Origin of the sequence: Thalassospira sp. HF15 (genome assembly GCF_011806525.1) — a bacterium.
In the GTDB taxonomy this organism is placed as follows: Bacteria; Pseudomonadota; Alphaproteobacteria; order Rhodospirillales; family Thalassospiraceae; genus Thalassospira.
The window spans coordinates 422090-439326 of the sequence record NZ_JAAVKI010000001.1 but is presented as its reverse complement, the minus strand read 5'-3'; the positions used below and the strand labels follow the sequence as shown (position 1 = coordinate 439326).

The window sequence follows — 17237 nt, the reverse complement described above, 5'->3', positions numbered from 1 at the left end:
GTTGATTTTACGGGTTTAAAACCGGTTCTCCCTTGCTTTGGCGCAACACCCCGTTATATTCCGGCAGTTGATATTTTTTGTTCTGAGGAATTAGGAGTTCCTAATGTTTATTTCGACGGCTTACGCTCAGGCCGCTGGTGGCGGGGATGGTGCAGGTGCACTGATGCAATTTGCGCCGCTGATCCTGATTTTTGTTGTTTTCTATTTCCTGCTTATTCGTCCTCAGCAGAAAAAGCAGAAAGAACATAAAGCAATGCTCGAGGCGATCCGCCGTGGCGACAAGATTGTTACCGCTGGTGGCCTGATCGGTACCGTTGCCAAAGTTGTTGGTGACGACGAACTATCGGTCGAGATCGCAGACGGCGTTAAAGTCAAAGTGGCACGCGGCATGGTTTCCACGGTTCTTTCAAAAACCGAACCGGCCAAAAGCGACGCCAAAGAAGAAAAAGAAGAAGAGACCAAAAAAGACTGATCTCTTCGTATCAAGCGAGGCGGGGCATTTGGCTCCGCCTTCTTGCATTTTGCCGGTGGCCTGACGCGGTACCATATATCCGTTGTTCCAAGAAACCTGGAACCAGACCAAGGTTGACCCTGACAGATCCGGTCACAAACACATGCTTTATTTTACCAAATTGAAAGCAACACTGGTCCTTCTGGTGTGTGCTTTGGGCGTACTCTACGCTGCGCCAAACTTCCTGCCATCAGGCACTTTGCCGACTGAATCCAGTTATCTGCCAGGCAAGCAGATCAATCTTGGCCTCGACCTGCGTGGCGGCTCGCACATGTTGCTTGAAGTCGACACCGATAGTGTCCTGCGCGAAAGATATGATGCCCTTGCTGATGCGATTCGCACTGAACTGCGACAGGAGCAGATCCGGAACCGTCCGCGCGAAGCAACTGCTAACGGTGCTGAAATCACCATTCTGCGGCCCGACGACGTCGAAAAGGCGCGTGAAATCGCGCGCACAGCGGAACCAAATACCGAGCTGAGCGGCGAGGGGAACAACATTGTTGTGACCTATAACGAAGTCGCCTATCGGGAACTGATCGACCGCGCGATTGCACAGTCTCTGGAAGTTGTCCGTCGTCGTGTTGACGAACTGGGCACGACCGAGCCTTCCATTCAGCGCCAGGGCGAAAACCGTATTGTTGTTCAGGTGCCTGGCCTTGATGATCCGTCGCGCCTGCGCGCCATCCTTGGCCGTACGGCAAAGATGAACTTCCATCTTGTGAATAACGAGAAAACGGCTGCCGAGGCCCGGGCAACCGGCCTTCCGCCGGGAACCATGATCCTGCCTTCGGCAGATGAAGGTGACGGTATCCGTGAATATCTGATTGACCGCCGGATCGTTGTTTCGGGTGACAACCTTGTTGATTCACAACCGACATTCAGCGACGGGCGCCCAGTGGTGTCGTTCCGCTTTGATGCGGCCGGTGGCGCACGCTTTGGCGATATCACCAGCAAGAATTCCGGTCGCGGCCTTGCGATCGTTCTGGATGGTGAAGTGATTTCTGCACCACGCATTAATGAGCCGATCCTTGGTGGTAACGGTATCATCACCGGCCAGTTCAGCGTTCAGGAAGCGAACGATCTTTCGCTTCTGCTTCGTGCAGGTGCCTTGCCGGCGCCGATGCAGATCCTTGAAGAACGTTCAGTTGGTCCGGGCCTTGGTCAGGACTCGGTCGAGGCAGGTGAATTTGCCGCGGTGCTTGGCCTGGTCTTTGTGATCGCCTTTATGGTGATCAGCTACGGTCGGTTTGGCGTTTATGCCGATATCGCGCTTTTGATGAACCTGATCCTGGTTCTTGCTGTGATGTCGGTTCTTCAGGCGACGCTGACCCTGCCGGGGATTGCTGGTATCGTTCTGACGGTCGGTATGGCAGTTGATGCCAACGTTCTCGTATTTGAACGCATTCGCGAGGAACGGCGAAACGGTCGATCGATCATCAATGCGATCGACGCTGGGTATCGTAGTGCGATGTCGACCATTCTTGATGCCAACATCACGACACTGATCGCAGCACTTGTGTTGTTCAGCTTCGGCTCTGGCCCGATCAAGGGCTTTGCCGTAACGCTGGCCATCGGGATCATCACGTCGATGTTCTCGGCGATCTGGCTGACCCGTTTGATGATCGCAACCTGGGTCAAGCGCAGTCGTCCGACAGAGCTGGTAATTTAAGGAAGGGAACAGGGAAGATATGAAACCTTTACATCTTATCCCGGATGACGTGAACGTCTCGTTCCTTAAATTCCGGAAGATTTTCTATATCGCGTCTCTGGTAATGGTGCTGGCATCCGTTGGCATGTTCTTTACCAAGGGCCTTAACTTTGGCATCGATTTCCGCGGCGGCATTCTGGTCGAAATCAAGACTGACGGCCCGGCCGATATCAATGCACTGCGCGATAACCTCGGTAGCCTTGGTCTTGGCGACGTTTCCATTCAGGAATTCGGCGAGCCTGATGATGTGCTGATCCAGTTGCAACGTCAGGACGGCGACGAACAAGCCCAGATGGCAGCCCTTGCCGCCGTTACCGAAGCACTTGGTGAGGATGTTACCATTCGCCGTAGTGAACTGGTCGGACCGAAAGTCGGTAGTGAGCTCAAGGAGGCCGGTTTCTACTCGGTCGTGATCTCGCTGTTTCTGATCATGGTCTATATCTGGATCCGGTTTGAATGGCAGTTTGCGATTGCATCGGTCGCGGCCTTGCTACACGACGTGCTGATTACCATTGGCTTCTTTGTCATTACCGGTGTTCAGTTTGATCTGGCAACTTTGGCGGCCGTCCTGACCGTCGCGGGTTATTCGATCAACGATACCGTGGTGGTCTTTGACCGTATCCGCGAATATCTGCGCAAGTTCCGCAAGATGGAAATACCGGATCTGCTGGATCTTTCGATCAACTCCACCCTGGCCCGTACGACTATGACGTCGTTTACCACTTTGCTGGCTTTGATTGCCTTGTTCGTGTTTGGTGGCGAAGCCATCCGTGGTTTCACCATGGCGCTGATCTTTGGCATCGTGATCGGTACATACTCTTCAATCTGTGTGGCTTCGCCGCTTCTCGTGGTTCTGCGCCTCAAACGCAAAATCCCCGAGGCCGAAGAAGGCCAGGAAGCCAATGCCTGATCAATCAAGTTGAGTTGATAGACATTTACACTAAGGCCGGTTTTGTGAAACAACAAACCCGGCCTTTTCTTTTGGGGAGATTTGATCGTTTCCGGTCTTTCGTTTCCGCCGCTTGAGAGCCGATAAAAAGCCCATTAAAAACTGGCGGCAACCGATGACACTCCATGTTACTTCAACTCCTGAGCATCGCGCGAATGTTATAGGCAGCCTCTGGATGATGGCTGCGATGGTGGCGTTTTCTTTTGAGGATGCGTTCGTTAAGGCTGTTTCAGAGACACATGCTGTCGGTCAGGTCTTGCTTGTGTTCGGAATTGGTGGTGCGCTGCTGTTTGCGGTTGTCGCGCGGATTCAGAAGAAGCGCCTGCTTAATCCCGACGTACTGTCGCGCGCCATGGGCATAAGGATCGTTTTTGAGGTTATTGGACGGTTGTTTTATGTCCTCGCATTAGCGCTGACACCGCTTTCATCGACCACGGCCATTCTTCAGGCGACACCAATTATTGTCGTTCTTGGCGCCGCGATCCTGTTTGGCGAAAAGGTGGGCTGGAGAAGGTGGGCAGCAATCATCGTTGGGTTGATCGGCGTTCTAATCATTCTGCGACCGACCGCAGACAGCTTTTCTGCATTGTCCTTGCTTGCCGTCATCGGCACCATCGGTTTTGCCGGTCGTGACCTGGCCAGCCGTGCGGCACCGGTATCTCTGAGTACGTCCATTTTAGGGTTTTACGGCTTTGTAGCCATTATTCTGGCCGGCATCGCGTTTTCGATTTGGGATGGAAAAGCGTTCACTTGGATGAATGCGCAAAGCTTTTTGTATTTCGTCGGCGCGATCCTGATGGGGGCATTTGCATATGCTGCTCTGATGAAAGCAATGCGCACCGGTGATGTTTCGGCGGTTACGCCATTTAGGTACACCCGCCTGTTGTTCGGTATTGCATTGGGCATGATCCTGTTCGGCGAGAAGCCCGACATGTTGATGTTGGTTGGATGTGGTATCGTCGTTTTATCCGGGTTGTTCATTCTGTGGCGCAGAAAAATCACCGAAGAGCACCTCGACACTCAGTGAAATCCAGACTAAGTCGAGAACAGCTTTATCTAACGACGGCAAATGGGGCCAATATGTCTATTGAAGTAAGTACTCTGGTCGCCGAAGGCAGTAAAATTGTCACCAGCTATGGCGACGGTGTTTTTCGGTTTGGCGAAGAGTCGATTCCCGGCTCGATCTTGTTATTTCCCGAAGCAGTGTATTCGTGGGATGTGAAGGCAGTTGATGACATTACGGTCGACTCATTTGCACCGATTATAGAGGCAGCGGACACAGTTGAAATCCTGTTGCTTGGTATGGGAAACAGGTTGACCCGGGTGCCAATGGAATGGCGTCAGGCGCTTAAGCCACATGGAATTGTGATTGAGCCGATGGACACCGGTGCGGCATGCCGCACCTACAATGTTCTGGTTTCAGAGGCGCGCCGTGTTGCTGCAGCAATGATCGCTGTTTAATCCTGCCGAAACACCCTTACGCAAAGAACTCTTGCAGCGCATGACGAGTATCCTGCAGGCTTGAAAACAGTGCAGCGGGGCCAGGTGGCTGATCACGTGCGAATAAATCGCCACACAGGAAGACGTTTTTCCACGGTGCTCGCAACTGCTGGCAGGTTGCAGCCATGCCCGGTGTCATTTCAGGAAACGGTGCCTCTGCATCTATAAAGAGGTGATTGGGGTGCGATGCATTCTCTGCGTTAACTGCGCGTGGCTGCAGATCAAGGTTAAGGTACTGATCACAAAGCCAGACACAGCGTTGCCAGACAAGCGCGGCAAATTGATCAGCACTATCAGCATCTTGTAACTGCAGGCTATTGTTCAAACTGACCTGCAGGTGCCGCCGATTGCAGTAGATAGCCCGCACGATGTCATCGCTGACAAACAGGGCGCGCGGTTCGGCAAACGGTTTACGCATCTCAAACGCCATACAGCGACGATGTGCCGGGGCCGGTGAGATGCCAATATCGGGTACCGCGTCACAAAGTGGTTTGGGATGCATGGCCAACACAACTGCATCATCAGGTTTCAGAACGACCTGACTGTCATCCTCAAACAACAGATCGGTGGCATAATCAGACGTACTGTCAATGTCACCTAACTTTGTTTGCCCCTTGATAACGCCACCCGCAGCAAGAAACCTTTCGCGCAGAGTGGGCAGTGCGATGTCGTTTAGAATGATCGGGTCAATAGCCGAAAACACCGGTTCAGGGTGCCTTGCCATGATTTGGCGTAACCTGGGAACAAGGACGCGTCCCAAAAGGGCCTTTGAACACCTATGCGCCGGCATTGAAAACAGGACTTCAGCCAAAACTGTCAATGCATCGCGATGATAAGTACCCGATTGATAAGCCTTTTCGTCGGCTTCGAAGGTCCCAGGCGAAAGCGTACTTTCAAGCCGGTTTTCCTCACTGGCATAGCGTTGTTGCCACAATATGAGAGCAGTGTAGGCACGTGCAACAACCCCAACCCTTCGCGAAATCAAAGCTCGTGAGATGCCAGGATCCAAGGATACAATTGCCGGTTTGCGACGTCCGCGTTTTAACCCCATCACGCAATGCGCTGGTCTGATCAGCTTGTTGGGGACTTCCGGATAACCCGCGAAAAAATCCGCAACCAGCTTCATTGGGTCATAAAATATCTCTGGCTCGGCTGTTTTGTAGCTTTCAGGTGCGGTATGCATACCGCGGGTCCATCGGCTCTCAAATGGCTCTGCCGCGTCATAAAGCGTCACGGTAAAGCCGTCTTCGGCCATTGAGGTAGCCAGTGCCGATCCGGCAAGGCCGCCACCAATAACGTGTAAGCTTCCCGACGCAAATGATGCCATATGCCTGAGCCAATTTAGTTGTTATACAAAGGCCAGAGAACGGTGTGCTAAATAGTCGCCGCATGTCAGAAGTCATAATAACGTTAACATCAGAATAGCTTACAAGCCATGGATGAAATCACGACGGAACTGGATAACCTGAACCAAGAGGTCATCGGCCAAATGAATTCATGGGTCGATATGCTTGGCGGCGGTGAGGTCGGAAGGCTGATCGGCGCACTTCTGGTGTTGGTTATTTTCTTTATCTTCAAACGCGTTCTGGTGCGCGGTGCTCTTGGCATATTGCGTCGCATCGCTCAGCAGCGCTCGGAAAGCATGATGGGCAATGTGCTGGATGCGTTTGCGCTGCCTCTGCAGGCGTTGTTCATGCTGCTGGGGGCCTATTTCGCGACTGAAGTCCTGTCTCTGCCCGAAGAAATTGACGTTGTTGCCATTGAGGCAATCTCGGTCGCGGTCGCATTCTGTATCTTCTGGGCGCTGTTTCGGGCTGTCGAACCGTTGGGTGTCTCTCTCAATCGGTTTGTTGGCCGGTTTGGTGCGGGCCTCGGGGATGATCTGCGTCAGTTCTTTATTCGTGGTGTAAAAACCCTGATCGTCGTCATTGGCGGTGTCATCATTCTCGAGAACTGGGGCATTGATGTTTCAGCATTCCTGGGCGGTCTTGGTCTCGCCGGGATGGCGGTTGCGTTGGCGGCAAAGGATTCCGTGGCCAATATTTTTGGCGGACTGACGATCTTTGCAGATAACCTTTACAAACGCGGCGACTGGATTGAAACGCCGCATTTCGAAGGAACTGTCGAAGTTGTCGGGTTGCGTGCAACCAAGGTACGTACCTTTGCCAAGGCATTGGTCACCATGCCCAATGCCCAGATCGTTGATTCCCCGGTAATCAACTGGTCCCGCATGACCCATCGCCGGATCAAGATGGTGATTGGCCTTGAATACAGAACGACGGCCAAGCAGATGGAAGCCATTGTCGACAAGCTGCGTGATTTCCTGAAAAACGATGAAGATGTCGCGCAGACGGATGTCGCGCAGATGGTCCATTTCTCTGACTTTGGTGCCAGCTCGATCAATATTGACCTGTACTATTTCACAAAAACCACCGACTGGGTGACGTGGCGCGACATTCGCAACCGCCATATCATTGCATTCAAGCGCATTGTCGAGGAAGAAGACGCTGCCTTTGCATTCCCGTCACAATCGCTATATGTCGAAAGCATGCCTGAAATCACTAATAGCCCCAAAGACGATCAACGTTCTGAACGTCAGATCGGATAGGATAAATGACTGATACGCCAAAGCTGTCTCATTGCGCAGACTATGTCAGGCGCCATGACCGGGATCGTTTCCTGTGCGCGCTGTTTGCAGCGCCGGAAAAACGCGAATCCCTGTTCACGCTATATGCCTTTAACCAGGAAGTCTCCAAAACACGCGAAATGGTCAGCGAGGTCATGCTGGGCCATATCCGCCTGCAATGGTGGCGTGACACTCTAACCGAACTGGGTGAGGGGCAGGTCCGCAAACACGAGGTTGTTGAACCACTGGCAGAACTGGTCAAGGAAGGCCTTCTGGAGGTCTCAGATCTGGAGGCCATCGTTGCTGCCCGCGAGTTTGATCTGGAAGACCGTCAACCTGCAAGTCAGGCGGAACTGGATCGATATATCGATCAAACCTCGGGGCAGGTCAGTGTTTTGGCATCGAGGCTGCTTGGAGCAAGTGGCAGCGATGCAGACCATGCTGCACGCCTTGCTGGCAATGCCTATGGATTGGTCGGCATCATGCGTGCCATCGTGTTCCACGGTCGTTCGAAACGCCTTTATCTGCCCAAGGACCGGATGGATCACCATGAGGTTGCCCAGGGCGATGTCTTCGAGTTTCGTAAAAAACAGGAAATTCGCGAGTTCATCCGCGAGTTGGCGAGACTTGCGCGTGACCGTATCATTGAAGCCCGCAAGCATCGCCGTGCCTTGCCAAAACAGGCCCATGCTGCTGCACTGCCAGTGGTTCTGGCCGATGGATATCTGCGAAAACTTGCCAAGGCAGATTTTGATCCATTTTCCGCCGAGTTCGGTTTGGCCCGGCCGGCCAGCCTGCGTTTGACGTTAAACGGAATGTTCAAGAGATATTGATTGGATGTGTCTTGCTAGATGACCGTCACAAAAATATCTCTTAAAGTGAAGACAAAGGTCAGGACAGTTTCGAACTGTCCATGTTAGCGTTGAAAACGCTTTGAAATTGGGCGTAACAGATGGGCACACCTGAGATAAGGACCAGCATGGCAAATTCGATCTCACATCCCCAGATGCGATGGCTTGGCAACCTAATGCTGGTCATCGGCATGATGTGCCTGTTTGCAGTTTCCTTTTCAACAGCCCGTGCTGCCAGCATTGATCCGTTTGTCGGCTCGTATCACGGCACGACGATTGAACATGCCGAAAACGAACTTGAGGCGCGCGATCTTGATGTGGTTATCAAAAAGACCGAACGCGGCTTTGTCGTCGATTGGTCAACCGTGATCCATAAGGCTGACGGACGGGAAAAGACCGTGTCGCTGGATGTGGAGTTCTACGCCACGGAACGTGCTGATATTTACGGTAGCGCGATGCGTTCGGGCCTGTTTGGTAAGCGCATTCCCAACGACCCACTTAAGGGAGAGCCGTTCTTCTGGGCGCGGATCGTCGACAAAACCCTGACCATCCATGCGCTGTATATCAATGATGAGGGCGGCTATGAAATGCAGGTCTACAAGCGCACGCTCGATGAAGAGGGAAACCTTGATCTGGTATTTCGCCGCTTCCGCGATGGTGAACAAATTCGCGATGTCACAGGCGAACTTACCCGCCAATCCGACCCATACTAGTCGAACATTCTGGTTCCAACAAAAAAGCCGCATCGGGAATGATGCGGCTTTTAATGTTTCAGGCGGCAGAAACAGTGCCAAGCCATTCATCGAATAGCGGAATGGCACGGTCTGTGTAGAGCTTCTTGCGATCACGGCCCTTGACCCTTTTTGTCAGTTCAAGGTCGGGGAACAGACCGAAATTCACATTCATTGGCTGGAAAGTACTTTCATCTGCGCCACCGGTGATGTGGTTAAGAAGGGCGCCCATTGCGGTTGCCAGCGGCGGTGCCGGGGTTTCCTTACCTGCCTTTTCTGCAGCAGTGAACCGACCAACCATGAGGCCGACAGCCGCACTTTCAACATAGCCCTCGCACCCGGTGATCTGCCCGGCAAAGCGCAGGTCGGGACGCGATTTCAGGCGCAGCGTCCCATCCAGCAGGCGCGGCGAATTCAGGAACGTATTGCGGTGAATGCCACCAAGACGCGCGAACTCGGCGTTTTCAAGCCCTGGAATGGTACGGAATACATCGACCTGCGCACCATATTTAAGCTTCGTCTGGAAGCCGACCATGTTGTAGAGCGTGCCAAGTGCATTGTCCTGACGCAGCTGGACAATGGCGCGTGGCTTTTGCGTCGGATTATGCGGGTTGGTCAGGCCAACCGGCTTCATTGGCCCGTGACGAAGGGTTTCGCGCCCGCGTTCGGCCATGACCTCGATCGGAAGGCAACCGTCGAAATAGGGGGTGTCTTTTTCCCAGTCCTTGAATTCGGTTTTTTCACCCTCGATCAGGGCATCGATGAAGCGGTTATATTCATCTTCATACATCGGGCAATTGATGTAATCCTTGCCATCGCCCTTGTCATAGCGCGACTGGAACCATGCCTTGTCGAAATCGATGCTGTCCTTGTAGACAATCGGCGCGATGGCATCAAAGAAGGCAAGGCTTTCCTCGCCAGTTGCCTTGCGGATGGCGTCGGCCAGTGATCCGGATGTCAGGGGACCGGTTGCGATGATCGTTTGTTCCCACTCCTCTGGCGGCAAGCCATCAATTTCGCCGCGCTCCATCGTGATCAAAGGATGGTTTTCAAGCGCGCTTGTCACCGCCTCGGAAAAACCTTCGCGGTCAACAGCCAGGGCGCCACCGGCAGGGACCTTGTGCTGATCAGCGCACCGCATGATGATCGAACCGGCACGGCGCATTTCATCGTGGATCAGGCCGACAGCATTGTATTCCTTGTCATCGGATCGAAACGAGTTCGAACAAACCAGTTCCGCACATTTGTCGGTATGGTGCGCATCGGTCGGCCGCGTTGGACGCATTTCATGGATCATGACGGGCACACCGGCTTCTGCCAACTGCCAGGCTGCTTCACTGCCTGCCAGACCGGCGCCAATAATATGAACAGGCTTGACCGTATTCACGTGTGCGAACTCCTTGCCAGCGTGGTTTTTGATAACGTGGCACACACATAGCGGTGCAAGGGGGATAATTTCAAGTCAATTGCACGCGAAGATGAGCAATCGGGATCACATCGCGTTAATCAGGACGGAAATTTTCACAACGCCACATCCAGCCCGTCTTAAAGGCCAGAGCCGTTCTGTCCCGATAACGTGAAGATGGCATCCCATGAGCTACCCGCATCATCCTTATGGTTACGAACCCACCCATTGTCCGGTGATTGGCCTTATGCCACGTCGGCGACATGTCATTGACGTGGAGTGTATTGATTTAGGGGATAAACCAGATGATGCGGAGGAGGAGGCACAGACCGAACCTAAGGAACGGCGCCTTGGTTTTCCGTTCGGCTGCATGGGCGAGGGGACGTTTGGCCCGGCCGATATCGAAGGCATGATCGAATATGTGGTCGCGACCAGGCAAGGGTGGCGGTCTTCGATGGTGATCCGGGCGTTTCTGCGTTGGTGGCGCGACAATGAGGAGGCTGACAACAAGCAGTTGCAGGAGCGCAAGCACTCCGATGCCATCATCATGCTTCTGGCGCTTAACCAGGGTCGGGACGGTTTCGTTCAGGGATACCTAAATGACCTCAGACATGACCAGCTCGATCGGCCCAAACTAGTTCCAATGGAAAATCCCGTTGAAGCAGCCTTTAACAAAAGCCTGCGCATCGCTGCTCTTGCCCTGGCACTTTCGCCGATTGTCCTTGTTTTTGCTGTCCTGCTGTTTGTTCAGGTCGACAATCTTATCAGCACCGGTAACGGCAAGTTATTTGGTTTCAGCTATGACCTATTATTCGTTGTCGGCAGTTTCGGTGCCATCGGGGCACTCACCAGTATGATGATGCGGCTTGGCAAGGATGTTCCGTGGGATGAAATGGAACCGGCCTCGGTCTTCTTCAATTTCCTGTTTCGGCCCTGCATGGGGTTCTGCTTTGCGATCCTTGTGCTTTTGGCACTAAGGGCTGGCATGTTGCCGATCCCGCTGGATGAACTTCACAAGATTGATGACCTCGACCAGATCAGCCAATCAGCGTCCGCTGGCCAACAGATTTCCATCGTGCTCGTCTTTGCCTTCCTGTCAGGGTTTAGCGAACGGCTGAGCACGGCACTGGTCAAGCGGGTCGAGGACAGGGTCACAAATTCGGGCTAAGCCAAAATAAAAAAAGGGCAGCGTAATGCTGCCCTTAAACGCTATTCCAGTCCAAGATGGCGTTTCAGATAGCGCCCCGTGTAACTTCGTTCATTGGCCATGATGTCTTCCGGTGTTCCGGCACCAACCAACTGGCCGCCGCCATCACCACCTTCGGGGCCGATATCGATGATCCAGTCGGCGGTCTTGATGACATCAAGGTTATGTTCGATCACGACAACCGTATTGCCCTGATCAACCAGGGTGTGCAGTACTTCCAGAAGTTTGCGGATATCATGGAAATGCAGACCCGTGGTCGGCTCATCAAGGATATAGATTGTCCGACCCGTTGCACGCTTGGACAGTTCCTTGGCAAGCTTCACACGTTGGGCTTCACCACCAGACAGGGTCGTCGCCTGTTGACCAAGGTGGATATAGGAAAGTCCCACCTGTTTCAGGGTTTCCATCTTGTCACGGATCGACGGAACAGCCTTGAAGAAGTCAGCACCTTCTTCGACTGTCATATCAAGGACATCGGATATCGACTTGCCTTTAAACGATATTTCTAGTGTTTCACGGTTATAGCGATGGCCCTTGCACTGGTCACATTCGACATAAACGTCAGGCAAGAAGTGCATTTCAATCTTGATTACGCCATCACCTTGGCATGCTTCGCAACGTCCACCTTTAACATTAAACGAGAAGCGACCAGGCTTGTAACCGCGTGTTTTTGCCTCTGGCAGTTGGGCGAACCATTCACGGATTGGCGTGAAAGCACCGGTATAGGTTACCGGGTTTGAACGCGGGGTTCTGCCAATCGGGCTCTGGTCGATATCAATGATCTTGTCGATCAGCTCGACACCCTTGATCTCGTCATGCGCACCCGGATGATGGCGGGCATTGTGCATCCGCTTGGCCAGCGCCTTATACAGCGTTTCGATGACAAGGCTTGACTTGCCGCCGCCAGAAACCCCGGTCACACAGATGAACTTGCCCAGCGGGAAATCAACATCAATGCCCTGCAGGTTATTGGCCGTGGCACCCTTTATCGTGATCGCCTTGCCATTGCCCTTACGGCGTTCCTTTGGCACTGCAATCTGTTCAACGCCGACAAGGTATTTGCCCGTCAGGCTGTCGGGGTTTTGCTGAATCTGTTCGGGAGTCCCTTCGGCAACAATCCGACCACCATGAATGCCAGCACCAGGACCCATGTCGACGACATAGTCGGCCGCACGAATGGCATCCTCGTCATGTTCAACGACAAGAACCGTGTTGCCAAGATCGCGCAAGCGTTTGAGTGTCTCAAGCAGGCGATCATTGTCGCGTTGATGCAGGCCAATGGATGGCTCATCAAGCACATACAGAACACCTGTCAGGCCGGAGCCAATTTGCGATGCCAGTCGGATACGCTGGCTTTCACCACCGGAAAGGGTGCCTGATGTCCGCGACATTGAAAGATAATCAAGACCGACATCACGCAGGAAGCGCAGGCGATCATTGATTTCACGCAGGATACGGCGCGCGATCTCGGTTTCTTTTGCGTTCAGTTTTTCTTCAAGGGCAAGGAACCAGTCGCCAGCCTTGGCAATCGAAAGTTCCGTCACCTGAGAAATGTCGCGGCCATCAACCTTAACAGCCAGTGCCTCTGGCTTCAGGCGCTTACCCGCGCAGGTCGGGCAATTTGACACCATCTGGTATTTCGACAGCTCGTCACGTGCCCACTGACTATCGGTTTCACGCCAGCGGCGCGACATGTTGGGAATGACGCCTTCGAACGGTCTTGAGACCTTGTAGCTGCGCGACCCGTCATCGTAAGTGACTGTGACTTCTTCATCGCCCGAACCATACAGGATAATGTCCTGCGCTTTCTTGGACAGATTTTCCCACGGCACATTGGTTTTGAAGTCAAAATGCTTGGCAACAGATTTCAGAGTCTGGAGATAGTATTTCGATGTCGTGCTGGCCCATGGGGCGACAGCACCACCTTCGAGTGTCTTGCTTTCATCGGGCACGACCAGCATAGGATCGAATTCCATTTGGGTGCCCAATCCATCACAGGCCGGGCAGGCGCCAAACGGGTTGTTGAATGAAAACAGACGCGGTTCGATTTCTTCGATGGTGAACCCGGAAACCGGGCAGGCGAACTTTGCTGAAAATACCGTTGTGTCACCGGTTTTGGCATCTTCGGTCAGGACGATCCCATCGGTAAGCTCAAGAGCCGTTTCAAAACTGTCCGCCAGACGGGTGGAAATACCGTCCTTGACGATCAGACGGTCAACCACGACCGAGATATCGTGCTTGAGCTTTTTGTTAAGTTCCGGTGCCTCGTCGATGTCATACATTTCGCCATCGATTTTTACACGCTGGAAGCCACGGGCCCGAAGCTCTCGCAATTCTTTTTTGTACTCGCCTTTGCGCCCACGCACGATGGGGGCCAGCAAATAAAGACGTGTGCCTTCTTCCATCTCCATCACGCGGTCGACCATCTGAGACACCGTCTGACTGACAATCGGAAGACCCGTGGCAGGCGAATAGGGGATGCCGACACGCGCCCAGAGCAGACGCATATAGTCATAAATCTCGGTCACGGTGCCGACGGTCGAGCGCGGGTTTTTAGACGTGGTTTTCTGTTCGATGGAAATGGCTGGCGACAGGCCATCGATATACTCGACATCAGGCTTTTGCATCAGCTCAAGGAACTGACGCGCGTAGGCCGACAGGCTTTCAACATAGCGGCGCTGACCTTCTGCATAGATGGTGTCAAACGCAAGCGAGCTTTTGCCAGATCCCGACAGGCCGGTAATAACCACAAGGGAATCGCGGGGCAGCTCCACATCAATGTTCTGAAGATTGTGTTCTTTCGCACCGCGAACCGAAATTTTCGTCAGCATGTCGGGCCTTTTGTTCCTGAATTGTTCGGAAAGTGTATAGAGGAGCCGTACGCTATACGCAAGCGCACCCCTGACAGTTCCTGTCAGTATTTGTCAGGAGATCCGTGTTTAACAACCCGGTCAGTGACAGAGCCACGAAAAAGCCCGCCGAACAAGACCGGCGGGCTTCATAAATCCTGTGACCAGAAAGGTCAGAATTTTTAATGTGGCTTAGCCTTTGGTAACCGTACGACCGGTTGCCCCAAGATCCTTGAAGGCTTCCTCGAGGCGGGCTGCCATGGAGAGTTCCGCTTCGCGGATCCAGACACGCGGATCGTATTGTTTTTTGTACGGCTGATCAGTTTCCGGATCGACCTGGTACTTAAACGCGCGATCATTGGCTTCGACATATTCGCCAACCGGGCGGGCATAAGCAAACTGGGTGTCGGTGTCGATATTCATCTTGAAGCAGCCATAGCTGACAGCTTCTTCGATTTTCTCTTTTTCCGAACCGGAGCCACCATGGAACACGAAGTCGAGCGGACGGTCACCCAGACCATGTTTCTCGGCGACGTATTTCTGGCTTTCCAGCAGGATTTCCGGACGGAGTTTCACGTTGCCCGGCTTGTAAACGCCGTGCACGTTGCCAAATGCCGCGGCGACAGAGAAGTGACCGAGCGGGGAAAGACGACGATACGCTTCTTCGACTTCTTCCGGGCGGGTGTACAGGCGCGGATCAATTTCCTCAACCGAGGTATCAAGTTCCTGACCAATACCGTCTTCTTCACCACCGGTAACGCCAAGTTCGATCTCAAGGCTCATCTCGATGGCTGACATCCGCTTCAGGAAGGTCTCGCAGGTTGCAAGGTTGTCTTCGACGGACTCTTCGGAAAGATCAAGCATGTGGGAGCTGTAAAGCGCCTTGCCGGTCTCGGCATAGGCCTTTTCGCTCCACTTCAGCATTTCATCGACCCACGGCACAAACTTGCGGTTTGCGTGGTCGGTATGCATGACAACAGCGACACCGTAATGTTCGGCCAGAAGCTGTGCATGGCGGGCTGCCGAAACAGCGCCCAGAACACGGGCGGCTGCCGCGTCCTTGATACCCTTGCCGGCAAAGAACTGTGCACCACCATTGGAAAGCTGAATGATGATATCAGAACCGGCATTTGCAGCAGCTTCAAGGGCTGCGTTCATCGTGCTGGATGAGGTGATATTGACGGCGGGAAGGGCGTAACCGTCCTGCTTGCAAGCAGCAACGAGTTCGCGATAGGCAGCACCGGTAACAACACCGGGTTTAACGGAAGGCATGTGGGTACTCCTCCTGGGGGTCAGAGTAAAAACAGATCAACAGCAAAATCTCCTGAGGATCCTGCATACAAACTGTTACAGAGCCCAATGCATCTTCGAAATGCGGTCTCAGGTCAAGGCTTTCCGTTATAGACTTTCGGAAAATCTCGCCTTTCCTTAAACGTGGGTCAATTGGATGCCCTTGACCCAGCTCTGTGTCACCTTGAACTGGTCGTTAAACAAAATCATGTCGGCCTGATATCCCGGCGCCAATCGACCGATAATATGATCAAGTCCCAGAAACGCCGCCGGATAAAGCGATGCCATGCGAAGGGCCTCATCAAGGCCGATCTCGGCCATTTCCATGCAATTGCGGACTGCCGAAATCATATCAAGGTCTGATCCTGCAAGCGTCCCATCGACAAGTGCACAGCGACCATCGACCGCAATAATTTCCTCGTCCCCAAGCATGAAGCGTTTATCCGTCGCACCAACCGTTGGCATGGCATCGGTCACCAGCATCATTTTACCTTGGGTTTTGGCGCGAACAGCTGTTTTTATGACCGCCGGGTGCACATGATAACCATCGGCAATCAGACCGCACCAAGTGCGATCATCTGACAGTGCTGCGCCAACAACGCCCGGCTCACGATGGGAGAGGGGACTCATCGCGTTAAAAAGGTGCGTGAATCCCTGCATGCCCTCACCAATTGCTGACATGATGTCGTTAAAAGTTCCGGCTGTGTGTCCGGCACAGACGAGCACATTACGAGCAACAAGATCCTTGATCGCACCTTTCGCCATATTTTCCGGCGCCAGTGTCACCAACGTGCGTCCATTTCGAAGACTTGAAAGCAGATCAATCGCATCCACTTCCATGGGTCTGATCTGATCTGCCGGATGTACCCCACGCCGGTCGCGATTGAGGTAGGGGCCTTCAAGATGAATACCGACCACACCGGGAACTCCCGCATCAATCGCTTCCTGAACCGCCTTAATTGCGGCTCTCATCTTTTCACGAGTATCCGTGATCAAGGTGGGCAACATCGCTGTGGTGCCAAACTGGCGATGGGCTGCGACCATTGTTTTTATCGTCTCGACGTCAGGTGCATCATTTAGCAACGCACTGCCGCCGCCATTGACCTGAACATCGACAAGGCCCGGAGCAAGCGTCTGACTGTGCGCATCAATAATGCGAATACCAGATGGGACTTCCTTCTCCATGACAATGCTATCAATCTTTTCATCGCGGACGATAACAGCTTTGTCTTTATGGAAATCGGTACCGTCAAAGACCCGGGCATTGATAATTGCAAATGTGGTCATTGGTCTTCCCGGTTCGTTAATCATGGTTGGCATTTATGGGGTGGCAAACGAATTAGCGGTGCGCAAAAAAGGATTCCGCAGCACCTTTACACATCTACAAAGCGCAAACCAACAGTTAGTCGTTCCTTTTGAAACCGCCTAATGATGGTCTCTGGCGGTGTTGAGAATCGCTCAAGGCAAATTCAAAAACGAAAATAGCGAAGGCAAGAGTCATATTCGTTCCAACAGGGGCAAAAACTCAACTTTTGCCCGGCGGGTTCAAAAAATAACTTTGTTGTAACATTTTACCAAAATTGAAAAACACAAGGAATGCTGCGGCATAC

The 17237-nt window shown here is 53.0% G+C and carries 14 protein-coding genes; 9 read left to right on the top strand and 5 right to left on the bottom strand.

Annotated features, from left to right (window positions below):
- Positions 1 to 103: 103 nt before the first annotated feature.
- The 5 genes from yajC (at position 104) to HED22_RS01980 (ending at position 4629) form a co-directional block, all read left to right on the top strand.
- On the top strand, positions 104 to 472 hold the full coding sequence (gene yajC / locus HED22_RS02000; protein WP_167718339.1) for a preprotein translocase subunit YajC: 369 nt from the start codon (positions 104 to 106) through the stop codon (positions 470 to 472).
- A gap of 142 nt (positions 473 to 614) precedes the next feature.
- Positions 615 to 2180, top strand: coding sequence for a protein translocase subunit SecD (secD, locus tag HED22_RS01995; RefSeq protein ID WP_167718338.1), 1566 nt, complete (start codon positions 615 to 617; stop codon positions 2178 to 2180).
- A gap of 19 nt (positions 2181 to 2199) precedes the next feature.
- The gene (gene secF, locus HED22_RS01990; RefSeq protein ID WP_167718336.1) at positions 2200 to 3129 is read left to right on the top strand and encodes a protein translocase subunit SecF; all 930 of its coding nucleotides are present in this window, start codon (positions 2200 to 2202) and stop codon (positions 3127 to 3129) included.
- A 154-nt stretch (positions 3130 to 3283) separates the two neighbouring features.
- Positions 3284 to 4195 carry a DMT family transporter gene (locus HED22_RS01985; protein ID WP_167718334.1) on the top strand — a complete coding sequence of 304 codons (912 nt, stop codon included), beginning with the start codon at positions 3284 to 3286 and terminating at the stop codon, positions 4193 to 4195.
- A gap of 53 nt (positions 4196 to 4248) precedes the next feature.
- Positions 4249 to 4629 (top strand): Mth938-like domain-containing protein, encoded by a 381-nt coding sequence (locus HED22_RS01980; protein WP_167718332.1) that lies wholly within the window; start codon positions 4249 to 4251, stop codon positions 4627 to 4629.
- A 16-nt stretch (positions 4630 to 4645) separates the two neighbouring features.
- On the opposite strand, the gene HED22_RS01975 is transcribed toward HED22_RS01980, so the two are convergent.
- Entirely contained in the window at positions 4646 to 5995 is a 1350-nt protein-coding gene (locus HED22_RS01975) for an FAD/NAD(P)-binding protein (RefSeq protein WP_167718329.1), read from the bottom strand.
- Positions 5996 to 6103: 108 nt separating this feature from the next.
- Between HED22_RS01975 and HED22_RS01970 the strand changes: the two genes are divergently transcribed.
- From HED22_RS01970 to HED22_RS01960, 3 genes are all read left to right on the top strand, one after another.
- Positions 6104 to 7276 carry a mechanosensitive ion channel family protein gene (locus tag HED22_RS01970; protein ID WP_167718327.1) on the top strand — a complete coding sequence of 391 codons (1173 nt, stop codon included), beginning with the start codon at positions 6104 to 6106 and terminating at the stop codon, positions 7274 to 7276.
- Between the two features lie 5 nt (positions 7277 to 7281).
- Positions 7282 to 8127 (top strand): phytoene/squalene synthase family protein, encoded by an 846-nt coding sequence (locus HED22_RS01965; RefSeq protein WP_167718325.1) that lies wholly within the window; start codon positions 7282 to 7284, stop codon positions 8125 to 8127.
- Positions 8128 to 8273: 146 nt separating this feature from the next.
- On the top strand, positions 8274 to 8858 hold the full coding sequence (locus tag HED22_RS01960; RefSeq protein ID WP_254869661.1) for a hypothetical protein: 585 nt from the start codon (positions 8274 to 8276) through the stop codon (positions 8856 to 8858).
- A gap of 58 nt (positions 8859 to 8916) precedes the next feature.
- Here the strand turns inward: HED22_RS01960 and trmFO are convergent, their stop codons facing one another.
- The gene (gene trmFO, locus HED22_RS01955; protein ID WP_167718321.1) at positions 8917 to 10263 is read right to left on the bottom strand and encodes a methylenetetrahydrofolate--tRNA-(uracil(54)-C(5))-methyltransferase (FADH(2)-oxidizing) TrmFO; all 1347 of its coding nucleotides are present in this window, start codon (positions 10261 to 10263) and stop codon (positions 8917 to 8919) included.
- A gap of 205 nt (positions 10264 to 10468) precedes the next feature.
- Here trmFO and HED22_RS01950 point away from each other — a divergent pair, with 205 nt between their 5' ends.
- Complete coding sequence (locus HED22_RS01950) at positions 10469 to 11449, top strand: hypothetical protein (RefSeq protein WP_167718319.1); 981 nt, start codon at positions 10469 to 10471, stop codon at positions 11447 to 11449.
- Between the two features lie 41 nt (positions 11450 to 11490).
- Here the strand turns inward: HED22_RS01950 and uvrA are convergent, their stop codons facing one another.
- The 3 genes from uvrA to nagA form a co-directional block, all read right to left on the bottom strand.
- Positions 11491 to 14319 (bottom strand): excinuclease ABC subunit UvrA, encoded by a 2829-nt coding sequence (uvrA, locus tag HED22_RS01945; RefSeq protein ID WP_167718317.1) that lies wholly within the window; start codon positions 14317 to 14319, stop codon positions 11491 to 11493.
- A 210-nt stretch (positions 14320 to 14529) separates the two neighbouring features.
- The gene (fbaA, locus tag HED22_RS01940; protein ID WP_167718315.1) at positions 14530 to 15609 is read right to left on the bottom strand and encodes a class II fructose-bisphosphate aldolase; all 1080 of its coding nucleotides are present in this window, start codon (positions 15607 to 15609) and stop codon (positions 14530 to 14532) included.
- 156 nt (positions 15610 to 15765) lie between these two features.
- Positions 15766 to 16914: an N-acetylglucosamine-6-phosphate deacetylase gene (nagA, locus tag HED22_RS01935; protein WP_167718313.1), complete on the bottom strand. Its 1149-nt coding sequence runs from the start codon at positions 16912 to 16914 to the stop codon at positions 15766 to 15768.
- Between the last annotated feature and the right edge of the window lie 323 nt (positions 16915 to 17237).